Below are 13,044 nucleotides of genomic sequence, written 5' to 3'. Positions count from 1 at the left end.
CAGCGGTGATCCCAGTGCTATCCGGCAATATGTGACTAAAAAAATTACGCTTTTTTCCAGAAGTCATCAAACACCGTAATCGGTGTGCGACGTTTGTGTTCGGTCTTCAGATACCAGCCTTCAATTTTTTTCGCGATGTCGGCAGCCAGCGTTTTTCCTTCCAGATAATCGTCGATGTTGTCATAGGTGACGCCTAATGCGGCTTCATCCGGCAGAGAAGGGCGATCGTCTTCGAGGTCGGCCGTTGGCGCTTTCTTATATAAATGTTCCGGGCAACCCAGTGCGGCAAGCAGCTGCTTACCCTGACGCTTGTTCAGGCGGAAAATAGGGTTAATGTCAGTACCGCCATCGCCGTATTTGGTGAAAAATCCGGTGATGGCTTCTGCTGCATGATCGGTACCCACGACAACACCGCTGGTCATTCCGGCGATACTGTACTGGGCCTTCATACGTTCACGGGCTTTTTCATTGCCACGGACAAAATCGCTCAGTTCAATACCCGCTTCACGCAGGGCCTGTTCACTGGCCAGTACTGCACCCTTAATATTTACTGTGAGCACGCGGTCAGGTTGGATAAAGGCGATGGCATCCTGACAGTCCTGTTCATCAGCCTGAACGCCATACGGCAGACGTACGGCAATAAACTGCAACGCGTCATTCCCCGTTTCTTCGCGAAGCTCGGAAATAGCCATCTGGCAAAGTTTTCCCGCGAGCGTTGAGTCCTGTCCGCCGCTTATCCCTAATACCAGTGATTTCAGAAAAGGGTACGTTTGCAGGTAGGATTTCAAGAAATCCACGCTGCGGCGAATTTCCTCTTCTGCATTAATTCGCGGTTTTGCGCCAAGCGCCTGGATTATCTCTTGCTGCAGAGTCATTTAACCCCCTCCGAAAAATGAAATGATCAAAAAAAATGATGTGTTAAAGCTAACGCGTTGGGACCCAAACGACAAGGGATGCAGGCCTGATCTAACATCATTTTGTTTTAATAGAATTTTCCGAAACGACCTAAGTATCATCTGATTGCTTGAAAAATGTGTTGTTGTGCTCCAGGCTTATATAACACGCTGAAATACAAGAGGACGGAATATGAACAAGAACCTAACAGGAATTCTAAGCGCAGCGGCTGTTTTGACTATGCTGGCAGGGTGTACGGCCTACGATCGCACCAAAGACCAATTTGTTCAGCCCGTGGTGAAAGATGTGAAGAAAGGGATGAGCAGGGCGCAGGTGGCGCAGATTGCCGGTAAACCTTCTTCTGAAGTCAGCATGATTCATGCGCGAGGGACATGCCAGACCTACATCCTGGGTCAACGAGATGGTAAAGCTGAAACCTATTTTGTTGCTTTAGACGACACCGGACATGTGATTAACTCCGGTTACCAGACCTGCGCAGAGTACGACACTGACCCGCAGGCGGCGAAGAAGTAACAACTGCTTATTGCCTGAGCATTCAGAAGAACCGGCCATCGTGCCGGTTTTTTTGTGCCGAACGATCTTATTTATTGCCGCGAATTATTTGCCCGAAATGTGAGGGGGGTCATAACGACAGGTCAAGGAGAGACAATTTAGTTGGTCAAGGAAATACCATCCACCGGTGCAATCCCGTATACTCATTTCAGCCACCTAAAAAAGTAATTTAGCTGACGCAAGTTACCCAGAGCATGGATGCAGGTTATGGCTTGCGGAGTGTCTGGTTGACAGATAATCGCACATGAGGATCGTTTTAATGGAAAAGAAACACATTTATCTGTTTTGTTCTGCGGGCATGTCGACTTCATTGTTGGTTTCGAAGATGCGTGCTCAGGCCGAAAAATACGAAGTGCCGGTTATTATTGAAGCATTTCCTGAAACGCTGGCCGGAGAAAAAGGTCCTGTCGCCGATGTCGTGTTATTAGGTCCACAAATTGCTTATATGTTGCCCGAAATTCAGCGTTTGTTACCCAACAAGCCTGTGGAAGTGATTGACTCGCTGCTGTATGGCAAAGTCGATGGTTTAGGCGTGCTTAAGGCTGCTGTTGCAGCAATTAAAAAAGCCGCAGCAAATTAATTATTTTATTTTAATTTTTCCCGTCAAAGAGTTATTTCATTAACATTCACCGCAATTATTAATTGCGGTATTTAAGGGTATTTTTCTATGAGTAACGCTATTGCTTCACTTGAAAAGGTACTCCTTCCTTTTGCTGTAAAAATTGGAAAGCAGCCACACGTTAATGCAATCAAGAACGGTTTTATTCGTTTAATGCCGTTAACCCTCGCAGGGGCTATGTTTGTATTAATCAATAACGTTTTCCTGAGCTTTGGGGAGGGGTCGTTTTTTTATTCAATGGGCATTCGACTTGATGCTTCAACTATTGAAACTTTGAATAGCTTGAAAGGCATTGGTGGAAACGTCTATAACGGTACGCTGGGTATCATGTCATTGATGGCACCGTTCTTTATCGGCATGGCGCTGGCAGAAGAACGTAAAGTCGACTCACTGGCTGCCGGGCTGTTATCCGTCGCCGCGTTTATGACCGTAACGCCTTATAGCGTGGGTGAAGCCTATGCCGTTGGCGCGAACTGGCTCGGCGGTGCCAATATTATTTCCGGTATTATTATCGGCCTTGCGGTCGCGGAAATGTTCACCTTTGTGGTTCGTCGCAATTGGGTCATTAAATTACCTGATAGCGTACCGACATCCGTATCGCGCTCTTTCTCTGCGCTGATTCCTGGCTTCCTTATCCTCTCGATTATGGGGATCATCGCCTGGGCACTGAACACCTGGGGTACGAACTTCCACCAGATCATTATGGATTCCATTTCAACTCCGCTGGCGTCGTTGGGCAGCGTGGTGGGCTGGGCCTACGTGATTTTTGTTCCGCTGCTGTGGTTCTTCGGTATTCACGGTTCACTGGCGCTGACTGCGCTGGACAGCGGTATCATGACGCCATGGGCGCTGGAAAACATCTCTATCTACCAACAGTTTGGTTCCGTAGACGCCGCGCTGGAAGCCGGTAAGACGTTCCACGTCTGGGCGAAGCCGATGCTCGACTCCTATATTTTCCTTGGGGGTAGTGGGGCAACGCTGGGTCTGATTATCGCTATCTTCCTGGCATCGCGTCGTCCTGACTATCGTCAGGTTGCTAAGCTGGCACTGCCGTCAGGTCTGTTCCAGATTAACGAACCTATCCTGTTCGGTCTGCCGATCATCATGAACCCGGTGATGTTTATCCCGTTCATTCTGGTGCAACCGATTCTGGCGGCGATTACGCTGGCAGCTTACTACTCAGGCATTATTCCACCGATTACCAACATTGCACCGTGGACTATGCCAACCGGTTTGGGCGCGTTCTTTAACACCAACGGTAGCGTCGCTGCTCTGCTGGTCGCGCTGTTCAACCTCGGTATCGCAACGCTGGTTTACCTGCCGTTCGTGGTGGTAGCCAACAAAGCGCAGAACGTTATTGACCAAGAAGAAAGCGAAGAAGATATCGCTAACGCATTAAAATTCTAAATTTAATCCGGCATGGCTTTACGGTCATGCCGGACTGAACCAGAGGGAAAAAGTATGTTGGATATCGAGAACATCGTCGACACGCAGTCAGAAGCAGAAGAACTTGAAGAAGTGGTGATGGGCCTCATCATCAACTCCGGTCAGGCGCGTAGCCTGGCGTACGGCGCACTCAAAATGGCCAAGCAGGGTGATTTCGAGTCAGCTAAGACCATGATGGACCAGTCTCGTCTGGCGCTGAACGAAGCGCACCTCGTGCAAACGAAACTGATTGAAGGCGATCAGGGCGAAGGTAAAATGAAAGTTAGCCTGGTGCTGGTCCACGCGCAGGACCACCTGATGACATCAATGCTGGCGCGTGAGCTGGTGACTGAACTGATTGAGCTTCACGAAAAGCTGAAATAGCGAGGAGTGCATAATGCAGCTACAGATTAACGCACCGGAAATCAAAACCGTTTATGAACAGCAGCTGTTTAATGGCAAAAATTTCCATGTGTTCATCTATAACAAAACTGAGAGCATCAGCGGGCTGCATCAGCATGACTACTATGAGTTTACCCTGGTTTTAACCGGGCGCTATTATCAGGAAATCAACGGTAAACGCGTACTGCTAGAACGTGGAGACTTTGTCTTTATCCCGTTGGGATCGCACCACCAGAGTTTTTATGATTTTGGTGCGACAAGGATCCTTAACGTCGGCATCAGTAAACGTTTTTTTGAACAGCACTATCACCCGCTGCTGCCATTTTGTTTCGTTGCATCGCAGGTCTACCGGGCGAATAACTCGTTTCTTACCTACATTGAAACGGTTATTGCATCACTTAACTTTCGTGAGAGCGGGCTGGATGAATTTGTAGAAGTGGTCACCTTCTATATTATAAATCGGTTACGCCATCATCGCGAAGAGCAAGTGCTGGATGATATTCCGCAGTGGCTTAAAACCACCGTCGAGACCATGCACGACAAACGGCAGTTTAGCGAGAATGCGCTGGAAAATATGGTACACCTGTCCGCGAAATCCCAGGAGTATCTGACCCGCGCTACCCAGCGTTATTACAGCAAAACGCCGATGCAGATTATTAATGAAATCCGCATTAACTTTGCTAAAAAACAGCTGGAAATGACGAACTATTCTGTAACGGATATTGCTTACGAGTCTGGCTACAGTAGTCCAAGCCTGTTTATTAAAACGTTTAAAAAGCTGACGTCGTTTACACCGAATAGCTACCGTAAGAAATTAACTGAATTTAATCAGTAGATATTATTTGCTAATAACCCATTTTTTATAGCTTGCCCAAAATAGCGTCGGGACAGCCACGCTATACCTGACAAACGGGTTGAGCATAATACACGTCAGTGTTTTTACACTGAAGGGAGAAAGTATGAGCCAGAAATTAAAAGTCGTCACTATCGGTGGCGGGAGCAGCTACACCCCTGAATTACTTGAAGGCTTTATTAAGCGCTATCATGAATTACCGGTTTCTGAGTTGTGGCTGGTTGATGTCGACGGTGGAAAAGAGAAGCTGGACATTATTTTTGACCTTTGCCAGCGCATGATCGACAAAGCCGGCGTACCGATGAAGTTGTTTAAAACGCTGGACCGCCGTGAAGCACTGAAAGATGCTGATTTCGTTACCACCCAACTGCGCGTAGGGCAACTGAAAGCCCGTGAAAAGGATGAACGCATTCCACTGAGCCACGGTTATCTGGGACAGGAAACCAACGGTGCTGGCGGGCTGTTCAAAGGTCTGCGTACCATTCCGGTTATCTTTGACATTATTAAAGATGTGGAAGAACTGTGCCCGAATGCCTGGGTGATTAACTTTACTAACCCGGCAGGGATGGTGACTGAAGCGGTCTATCGCCACACGAATTTCAAGAAATTCATCGGTGTGTGTAATATTCCTGTCGGCATGAAAATGTTCATTAGCGATGTGCTGGCGCTGAAAGAGAGCGATGATTTATCCATCGATCTGTTCGGTCTGAACCACATGGTCTTTATTAAAGACGTGCTGGTGAACGGTACATCACGCTTTGATGAACTGCTGGACGGCGTGGCTTCTGGACAACTGAAAGCTTCCACCGTGAAGAACATTTTCGACCTGCCGTTCAGCGAAGGGTTGATTCGTTCGCTGAAGCTGCTGCCGTGCTCGTATTTGCTGTACTACTTTAAGCCAAAAGAGATGCTGGCGATCGAAATGGGCGAGTACTATAAGGGCGGCGCACGTGCCCAGGTAGTACAAAAAGTAGAAAAACAACTGTTTGATCTCTACAAAAATCCTGAGCTAAACGTTAAGCCGAAAGAGCTGGAGCAGCGCGGTGGCGCGTATTACTCCGATGCGGCCTGTGAAGTGATCAACGCCATCTACAACGACAAACAGACCGAGCACTACGTCAACATTCCACATCATGGACATGTTGATAACATTCCTGCGGACTGGGCGGTTGAGATGACCTGCACGCTCGGACGTAACGGTGCTACGCCGCACCCACGTATTACCCATTTTGATGAGAAAGTGCTTGGCCTTATCTACACCATCAAAGGCTTTGAGGTTGCGGCGAGCAATGCGGCATTGAGCGGCGAGCTGAATGATGTGCTGCTGGCGTTAAACCTGAGTCCGCTGGTGCATTCTGACAGCGATGCCGAGATTCTGGCGCGTGAGCTAATCCTGGCGCATGAAAAATGGTTGCCAAACTTCGCCGGGTGCATTGAGAAACTCAAAAGCGAACAACACTAACTGAGGTCGGCTATGGAACGCATACTGATTGTGAATGCGGATGATTTTGGCCTGAGTAAAGGACAAAACTACGGCATTGTTGAAGCCTGTCGTAATGGCGTTGTCACCTCGACAACAGCACTGGTTAACGGTGCGGCGATTGACCATGCGGTACAGCTGAGTCGTGACATACCTGCACTTGCCGTCGGGATGCATTTTGTTCTGACGCTGGGTAGGCCGTTGACGGCAATGCCGGGCCTTACGCGTGACGGATTACTGGGGAAATGGATCTGGCAGATGGCAGAGGAGGACACTTTGCCGCTGGATGAAATTTCTCAGGAGCTGGCCGCGCAGTATCAGCGTTTTATTGACCTGTTCGGGCGGGAGCCGACGCATCTGGATAGCCATCACCATGTGCATATGTTCCCGCAAATTTTCCCTATCGTAGCCGGGTTTGCTGCCCAGAAGGGGATTGCATTGCGTATCGATCGTCAGACCGTTTTTCAGGCGTCTGATTTTCCGGAAACGTTACGTACCTCCCAGGGATTCAGCAGCGAGTTTTACGGCGAAGCGATTTCCGAGGCTCTGTTTTTACAGACGCTGGACGCGTCAGCCGATCGGGGAGAGTCTTCGCTGGAAGTGATGTGTCATCCGGCCTTTATCGATGACATTATTCGTCAAAGTGCCTACTGTTACCCCCGCTTAACTGAGCTCGACGTGCTGACGTCTTCGTCACTGAAATATGCAATTGCGGAGCGCGGTTATCGTCTTGGCAGTTTTCTGAACGTGTAATTCCTGAGTTTGCGGCGCAATCGTGCGCCGCATTTTTTTGCTTGTGGCACAAATAGCACCTGCAACCCGTCTGCGATCCCCGATATAGTCATTCCCTTCATGAATACGCTGTTTTTGCACCGCCCAGTGGCAAAATCGGCTAAGATAGCGGTTTTCTGATTTTTAGAATTTGTCTTTAGTGAAGCAACTGATTATGAAACCTCTTCGCCAACAAAATCGTCCGGTTATCAGCTATGTTCCTCGCGTGGAGCCCGCGCCACCAGAGCATGCGATTAAAATGGATGCGTTTCGTGACGTATGGATACTACGCGGAAAATATGTCGCTTTTGTCTTAATGGGGGAGGCGTTTCAACGTTCGCCTGCATTTACGGTCCCGGAATCAGCACAGCGCTGGGCTAATCAGATTCGCCAGGAAAATGAACTAAGCGATTAATGGATACAAAAAAACCGCAGGAGCATGACACTCCGGCGGTTTTTTGTTTTTTAGCTGACAGACTTAGCGATGCGCCAGTTCGGCGTTATCGTCGCTGTCCAGAATCGTTTTATCAGTCTGCTTGAGCCATTGGCTGGTCAGCGTACCGGCAGTCATGGAACCGCTTACGTTCAGCGCGGTACGCCCCATATCGATCAGCGGCTCAACGGAGATCAGCAGCGCAACCAGCGTGACCGGCAGACCCATAGCGGGCAGGACGATCAGCGCGGCAAATGTTGCACCGCCACCCACACCCGCAACCCCTGCGGAGCTCACGGTCACGATACCAACCAGCGTGGCAATCCACATTGGGTCCAGTGGGTTGATACCGACGGTCGGTGCAACCATTACTGCCAGCATTGCCGGGTACAGGCCCGCACAACCATTCTGACCAATCGTGGCACCAAACGAGGCGGCAAATGAGGCGATGGATTCAGGCACGCCCAGACGACGGGTCTGCGCTTCAACGTTCAGCGGAATTGAGGCTGCGCTGGAACGGCTGGTGAAGGCGAACGTCAGCACTGGCCATACCTTGCGGAAGTATTTTAACGGGCTAACGCCGTTCACACCCAGCAGGATCCCGTGTACCACGAACATAATGCCCAGACCGAGATAAGAGGCCACGACGAAGCTACCCAGCTTGATGATGTCCTGCAGGTTGGAACCCGCAACCACTTTGGTCATCAGCGCCAGAACACCGTACGGCGTCAACTGCATCACCAGACGAACCAGTTTCATCACCCAGCTTTGCAGGGTATCGATAGCGACCAGAACGCGCTCGCCTTTTGGTGCATCATCTTTCAGCAGTTTCAGTGCGGCTACACCCAGGAATGCGGCGAAGATAACCACGCTGATAATCGACGTCGGGTTCGCGCCAGTCAGATCGGCAAACGGGTTTTTCGGAATAAACGACAGCACCAGTTGCGGAACGCTGAGGTCAGCCACTTTGCCAACATAGTTGGTTTCAATCGCGTTCAGACGGGCGGTTTCGGCACCACCTTGCACCAGACCTTCGGCGGTCAGGCCGAACAGGTTGGTCACCAGAACCCCTACCAGCGCGGCAATCAGCGTGGTAAACAGCAGAGTTCCGATGGTCAGGAAGCTGATTTTACCTAACTGAGAGGCGTTATGCAGACGTGCAACGGCGCTGAGAATAGACGCAAATACCAGCGGCATAACAATCATCTGCAGTAGTTGGACATAGCCGTTGCCGACAATGTTGAACCACTGTACTGAGTCCTTAAGAACCTGGCTGTCGGAGCCATAAATGGTGTGCAGGGCAAGGCCGAACACGACACCCATGACCAGACCGACCAGTACTTTTTTGGCCAGACTCCACTGTTTGTGACGGGCTTGCGCCAGCACGAACAGCAGCACTACGAACACGATAATGTTCGCGATTAATGGAAAGTTCATCCCCGTTCTCCTGATCTTATTATGCGTATCACCGTTTAAAGGTGATTCTGTTGGCGCAAGATTAGCAGAACTGTGACTTGCCTCTTATATTCAAATGGAATTGTTTATACCGAAAATGACTTTTTGGCTGATTTATTAGTCAATCTGATGCGTTATGAAACGATTGAACTGCATTTGTAGTGTATTAATCATCTGCGAAGACCAGCGTACCGCGCTGTTCTCTTGTACGGTCTGCGGCATCCAGATTGCCCACGCGAACAGTGCCATGCACAGAAACCGCTCCAGTTGATTGCCTTTTTGCGGCACGAGGATGGGCAGACGAAAACGCCAGCGGCAGGGCCAAAGCAGGGGGACGCCTGCTGGAGTCAGCATGTCAGCCAGAATGTGACTAAGATAGCCGAGTACCATACCTTGTAAGGCATCGGCCGGTATTATCCAGGTATCAGGAACTTTCAGGTAAAACGTGGCCAGCAGGGCAAAGACTGCCAGCAGGCTATGCGTAAACCCGCGATGGCCAAATGCGCGGGCAATGGGTTTTGATATCCACTTCAGACGCTGGCCGAGCAGGGATTTGGGATGATCGATATCCGGTAGCAGACATGTCAAAATGGCTGAAGGGACAATATGCCACCAGTCACCCTGCGCAAGAACGGGCGTTAGCTCGGCATTTTTGGCAAATACCGCACAGGCAATAGAAAAAAGAAGGTGGCCTTCCGCCGTCATGATAAAACCCAATAAACTGTCGATTCATACAGTATAGGGGTTTTATACAGTAGGCGGAAGAGGTGACGTTGTAACCCTTTGTCACAAGTGCGCCTTTACCGCGCCAGCCAACCACCGTCCACGGCCAGCGTATAGCCATGAATATAGTCAGAGGCGGGACTTGCGAGGAACACGACCGGACCTTTTAGATCATCCGGCGTGCCCCAGCGCCCTGCGGGAATACGATCGATAATCTCCTTATTGCGCTCGCTGTCTGCGCGCAGTTGCTGGGTGTTGTTGGTCGCCATATAGCCGGGCGCGATAGCATTGACATTAATTCCTTTGGCCGCCCATTCATTGGCGAGCAGGCGAGTGATGCCCAGAACGCCGCTTTTTGATGCGGTATAGGAAGGTACACGGATACCCCCCTGAAAAGAGAGCATCGAGGCAATGTTAATGATTTTTCCACCCTTGCCCTGCGCCACAAACTGGCGCGCCACGGCCTGCGACAGAAAGAAAACGGATTTGAGATTCAGATTCATCACGTCATCCCAATCTTTTTCACTGAAGTCCAGCGCATCCTGACGGCGTATAGTTCCTGCATTGTTGACCAGAATATCGACCCGGCCAAACGCCGACACCGTTTGTGTCACGATGCTGGTGAGAGCATCTTGTTGACTGAGGTCGGCCTGCATGGCCATAAAGCGTCGACCGAGGGCGTTAATTTTCTCTGCGGTTTCATGCGGTATTTTACGATTCACGCCGACTACATCGCAGCCCGCTTCAGCCAGCGCCACTGCCATACCCTGCCCGAGGCCGGTGTCACATCCAGTGACGATGGCGACTTTACCTTCGAGACGAAAAGCTTCCTGAATCATGTTTACCTCAACTATTTATGTCATTAACGCTTGCGCTATAGGGCAAGGATAGGAGAGGTTAAACAGAAATACAATTAAAAATGAAACGGTGTTTTAAAAGCGGAGGTCTGAAAAGACGGGCAATACGATCATTGCCCGTTACAGGATTAGCCGCGCAGATGAGCGGCTGTGAGTTCGGTGAGCGAGGTTAGTTTGACGTCGGCAAGAACGAAGCGAGGATCGTCCTGATTCTCATGCGCTGGTACGACGATGGAACGCATACGGGCAGCTTTCGAGGCAATCATGCCGTTCACTGAGTCTTCCAGTGCTACGCAGTTTAACGGGTCAATGCCCAGTTTCGCCGCACAATCGAGGTAAACTTGTGGGTGCGGTTTGCTGTAAGGCAGTTTTTCTGCAGAAGCCAGCGCGTCGAAGTCATCGCGCAGATCAAACATGGTCAGCACTTTTTCCAGCATATGTAGCGGCGAGGCGGATGCTAGTCCTACTTTGATTCCCTGAGATTTGCACAGTGCCACAGCTTCACGAACGCCTGGCAGCAGCGGTTTTGTCTCTTCAACCAACGCAATGGCCCGGGTAATGATGCGCTCGGTGACTTCCTGACGTGAGGGGCCGTTCCAGGGTTGCTGCGCAAACCACAAATCAACCACCATGTCGATGCGTAAGCCAAGGGTATCGGGAAGTTCATGGCGGCGGGAGATATCAACGCCTAAACTTGCTATCACATCCAGTTCAGCCTGATCCCAAAGCGGTTCAGAATCGACCAGTAACCCATCCATATCGAAAATTGCAGCAAGAATTTGACGCGGGGTTGACATTACAACCTCTCCTTTACGGTGATAAAAGGGATTAGAGCCAGCCTGGACGGACTCTGAGCGTTCATTATGGCTAATTCAGCAGTATACCGCCTTTAAAGATCAGGCGAAAACGGTAATCAACGGGTAAACTTAGGCCAAAATGACACGTCTTAATCAAGGGGAACTCATGACGTATCAACAAGCTGGACGCATTGCCATCTTGAAAAGGCTGGTGGGATGGGTGGTTTTCATTCCCGCGCTGATTTCAACGCTGGTTTCAGTACTGAAGTTTATGTACGCGCACAGCGAAAAGCAGGAAGGGATTAACGCGGTCATGCTCGATTTTGCCCATGTGATGATCGACATGATGCGGGTGAACACACCTTTTCTTAACGTGTTCTGGTATAACTCGCCAACGCCCGATTTTCAAAGTGGGCTGAATCTCGTTTTTTGGCTGATATTCATTCTGATTTTTATCGGCCTGGCGCTGCAGGACTCAGGCGCCAGAATGAGCCGCCAGGCGCGTTTCTTACGCGAAGGCGTTGAGGATCAGCTAATTCTGGAACAGGCAAAGGGCAGTGAAGGATTATCCCGCGAGCAACTTGAGTCGCGAATTGTGGTACCGCACCATACAATCTTCTTACAAATTTTCCCGCTTTATATTCTGCCGGTGATCGTTATCGTGATCGGCTACTTCTTCTTCTCACTGCTGGGCTTTTTGTAAGTGCCACTCTATCGGGCCTGCCACGTTGCGAAACGGCAGGCCTGATAAGCAACACGGTACGTCGTTAAGCCGCCAGTAATCTATCCAGCGCTTTCTGCGCTACAACCAAATGTTGTCCCCCGAACAGAATTGCCCGATTCAGCAGCGTATAGAGCTGGTAGATTGGCTGCCTGTCGAGAAAGTCCAGCGGCAGTGGCGAGACAGACTGGTAACCGTCATAAATTTGCGGCGGCTGATCGGTATGTAACGGCAGCATTGCCAGGTCACACTCTCTGTCCCCCCAGTAGCAGGCAGGGTCAAAGATGTACGGACCGTTAGGACCGAGGGCGCAGTTCCCAGACCACAAATCACCGTGCAGGAGAGACGGCTGCGGCTGATGAGAAGAGAGACGTTGCTGAACGTGTTCGACGATGGCGTCAATATTGCCAAACGCTATGCCTTTTTCAGCGGCGAGTTCCAGCTGCCAGCCTATACGCTGCTCGGCGAAAAAGGTTGACCAGCGACGTTGCCAGGTATTTGGCTGCGGCGTGGTAGAGAGCGCGTTATCGAAGTCGAGACCAAACTGAGGCTGGTCGCTCCATTCGTGCAAATGCGCAAGCTGTTGACCGAGGATAAACGCGTTATGCGCATCAAGCGGACGGGCAGGGAGGAAATCCATCACCAGAAAGCTGTAATCTCTGTCTGCGCCTACTGCCCAGACTTTCGGTACAGATACAGTTTGACTGCGGGAAAGTAGCTCCAGCTGATCGGCTTCTGCCGTAAAGCCGGTTAACAGCTCTCTTTCATCGCATTTGACGAAAAAATCTCGCCCCGCATAGCGTAAATGCCATGCGGCGTGGATCTCTCCGCCGGGCAGTTCATTACGCAGTTCGATTTCGCCTTCACCTAATTGCTCGCTTAAAAGACGACTGATAGCCTGCCACATGATGTCTCTCCCCATGTTGTCTGCCAGATCATAAGGTTAGCGCAAGAATGCGGTTAAAAAACACGAACTGACGCACACCACGGACGCGTCATCGCTGGAAAGGCACTTAATGTTTGTCGTTCTTCTTCACCCCG

15 protein-coding genes are annotated in these 13,044 nt (G+C 50.3%); 9 read left to right on the top strand and 6 right to left on the bottom strand.

What is annotated here, in order from left to right; genetic code table 11:
* Window positions 1–44: 44 nt before the first annotated feature.
* A complete protein-coding gene (nadE, locus tag OGX96_RS19375; protein ID WP_100272572.1) occupies window positions 45–875 on the bottom strand; it encodes an NAD(+) synthase in 831 nt (276 codons plus the stop codon).
* Window positions 876–1,086: 211 nt separating this feature from the next.
* Here nadE and osmE point away from each other — a divergent pair, with 211 nt between their 5' ends.
* The 8 genes from osmE to cedA all read left to right on the top strand — a co-directional run bounded on the left by osmE (window position 1,087) and on the right by cedA (window position 7,432).
* Window positions 1,087–1,428 (top strand): osmotically-inducible lipoprotein OsmE, encoded by a 342-nt coding sequence (osmE, locus tag OGX96_RS19370; protein WP_003030621.1) that lies wholly within the window; start codon window positions 1,087–1,089, stop codon window positions 1,426–1,428.
* Between the two features lie 298 nt (window positions 1,429–1,726).
* Complete coding sequence (gene chbB, locus OGX96_RS19365; RefSeq protein WP_003832547.1) at window positions 1,727–2,047, top strand: PTS N,N'-diacetylchitobiose transporter subunit IIB; 321 nt, start codon at window positions 1,727–1,729, stop codon at window positions 2,045–2,047.
* A gap of 87 nt (window positions 2,048–2,134) precedes the next feature.
* Window positions 2,135–3,493 carry a PTS N,N'-diacetylchitobiose transporter subunit IIC gene (gene chbC / locus OGX96_RS19360; protein WP_003030619.1) on the top strand — a complete coding sequence of 453 codons (1,359 nt, stop codon included), beginning with the start codon at window positions 2,135–2,137 and terminating at the stop codon, window positions 3,491–3,493.
* 54 nt (window positions 3,494–3,547) lie between these two features.
* On the top strand, window positions 3,548–3,895 hold the full coding sequence (chbA, locus tag OGX96_RS19355) for a PTS N,N'-diacetylchitobiose transporter subunit IIA (RefSeq protein ID WP_003832549.1): 348 nt from the start codon (window positions 3,548–3,550) through the stop codon (window positions 3,893–3,895).
* Between the two features lie 10 nt (window positions 3,896–3,905).
* Window positions 3,906–4,748, top strand: coding sequence for a transcriptional regulator ChbR (chbR, locus tag OGX96_RS19350; RefSeq protein WP_085951046.1), 843 nt, complete (start codon window positions 3,906–3,908; stop codon window positions 4,746–4,748).
* 124 nt (window positions 4,749–4,872) lie between these two features.
* Complete coding sequence (locus OGX96_RS19345) at window positions 4,873–6,228, top strand: 6-phospho-beta-glucosidase (RefSeq protein ID WP_032943151.1); 1,356 nt, start codon at window positions 4,873–4,875, stop codon at window positions 6,226–6,228.
* Window positions 6,229–6,240: 12 nt separating this feature from the next.
* Window positions 6,241–6,999, top strand: coding sequence for a chitin disaccharide deacetylase (chbG, locus tag OGX96_RS19340; protein ID WP_103285097.1), 759 nt, complete (start codon window positions 6,241–6,243; stop codon window positions 6,997–6,999).
* A gap of 169 nt (window positions 7,000–7,168) precedes the next feature.
* Window positions 7,169–7,432, top strand: coding sequence for a cell division activator CedA (gene cedA / locus OGX96_RS19335; protein ID WP_071992542.1), 264 nt, complete (start codon window positions 7,169–7,171; stop codon window positions 7,430–7,432).
* A 63-nt stretch (window positions 7,433–7,495) separates the two neighbouring features.
* Here the strand turns inward: cedA and tcyP are convergent, their stop codons facing one another.
* The 4 genes from tcyP to hxpB all read right to left on the bottom strand — a co-directional run bounded on the left by tcyP (window position 7,496) and on the right by hxpB (window position 11,282).
* Window positions 7,496–8,887 carry a cystine/sulfocysteine:cation symporter gene (gene tcyP / locus OGX96_RS19330; protein ID WP_006684833.1) on the bottom strand — a complete coding sequence of 464 codons (1,392 nt, stop codon included), beginning with the start codon at window positions 8,885–8,887 and terminating at the stop codon, window positions 7,496–7,498.
* A gap of 135 nt (window positions 8,888–9,022) precedes the next feature.
* Complete coding sequence (locus OGX96_RS19325; RefSeq protein ID WP_008784570.1) at window positions 9,023–9,622, bottom strand: metal-dependent hydrolase; 600 nt, start codon at window positions 9,620–9,622, stop codon at window positions 9,023–9,025.
* A gap of 83 nt (window positions 9,623–9,705) precedes the next feature.
* The gene (gene kduD, locus OGX96_RS19320) at window positions 9,706–10,467 is read right to left on the bottom strand and encodes a 2-dehydro-3-deoxy-D-gluconate 5-dehydrogenase KduD (RefSeq protein WP_286583970.1); all 762 of its coding nucleotides are present in this window, start codon (window positions 10,465–10,467) and stop codon (window positions 9,706–9,708) included.
* 146 nt (window positions 10,468–10,613) lie between these two features.
* Window positions 10,614–11,282 (bottom strand): hexitol phosphatase HxpB, encoded by a 669-nt coding sequence (hxpB, locus tag OGX96_RS19315; protein WP_003832561.1) that lies wholly within the window; start codon window positions 11,280–11,282, stop codon window positions 10,614–10,616.
* 166 nt (window positions 11,283–11,448) lie between these two features.
* Here hxpB and OGX96_RS19310 point away from each other — a divergent pair, with 166 nt between their 5' ends.
* A complete protein-coding gene (locus OGX96_RS19310) occupies window positions 11,449–11,985 on the top strand; it encodes a YniB family protein (protein ID WP_008784573.1) in 537 nt (178 codons plus the stop codon).
* Window positions 11,986–12,049: 64 nt separating this feature from the next.
* Here the strand turns inward: OGX96_RS19310 and OGX96_RS19305 are convergent, their stop codons facing one another.
* Window positions 12,050–12,910, bottom strand: coding sequence for a fructosamine kinase family protein (locus OGX96_RS19305; RefSeq protein WP_286583968.1), 861 nt, complete (start codon window positions 12,908–12,910; stop codon window positions 12,050–12,052).
* Window positions 12,911–13,044: the final 134 nt, after the last annotated feature.

The sequence above is a fragment of the Citrobacter sp. Cpo100 genome, assembly GCF_030332595.1.
In the GTDB taxonomy this organism is placed as follows: Bacteria; Pseudomonadota; Gammaproteobacteria; order Enterobacterales; family Enterobacteriaceae; genus Citrobacter; species Citrobacter portucalensis.
This window is presented reverse-complemented; position numbering and strand designations above follow the sequence as displayed.

Bases quoted from the DNA above. Each gene is read 5' to 3' on its own strand.
- nadE (WP_100272572.1), bottom strand. From the start codon at position 875: ATGACTCTGCAGCAAGAGATAATCCAGGCGCTTGGCGCAAAACCGCGA.
- osmE (WP_003030621.1), top strand. From the start codon at position 1,087: ATGAACAAGAACCTAACAGGAATTCTAAGCGCAGCGGCTGTTTTGACT.
- chbB (WP_003832547.1), top strand. From the start codon at position 1,727: ATGGAAAAGAAACACATTTATCTGTTTTGTTCTGCGGGCATGTCGACT.
- chbC (WP_003030619.1), top strand. From the start codon at position 2,135: ATGAGTAACGCTATTGCTTCACTTGAAAAGGTACTCCTTCCTTTTGCT.
- chbA (WP_003832549.1), top strand. From the start codon at position 3,548: ATGTTGGATATCGAGAACATCGTCGACACGCAGTCAGAAGCAGAAGAA.
- OGX96_RS19345 (WP_032943151.1), top strand. From the start codon at position 4,873: ATGAGCCAGAAATTAAAAGTCGTCACTATCGGTGGCGGGAGCAGCTAC.
- chbG (WP_103285097.1), top strand. From the start codon at position 6,241: ATGGAACGCATACTGATTGTGAATGCGGATGATTTTGGCCTGAGTAAA.
- tcyP (WP_006684833.1), bottom strand. From the start codon at position 8,887: ATGAACTTTCCATTAATCGCGAACATTATCGTGTTCGTAGTGCTGCTG.
- kduD (WP_286583970.1), bottom strand. From the start codon at position 10,467: ATGATTCAGGAAGCTTTTCGTCTCGAAGGTAAAGTCGCCATCGTCACT.
- hxpB (WP_003832561.1), bottom strand. From the start codon at position 11,282: ATGTCAACCCCGCGTCAAATTCTTGCTGCAATTTTCGATATGGATGGG.
- OGX96_RS19310 (WP_008784573.1), top strand. From the start codon at position 11,449: ATGACGTATCAACAAGCTGGACGCATTGCCATCTTGAAAAGGCTGGTG.
- OGX96_RS19305 (WP_286583968.1), bottom strand. From the start codon at position 12,910: ATGTGGCAGGCTATCAGTCGTCTTTTAAGCGAGCAATTAGGTGAAGGC.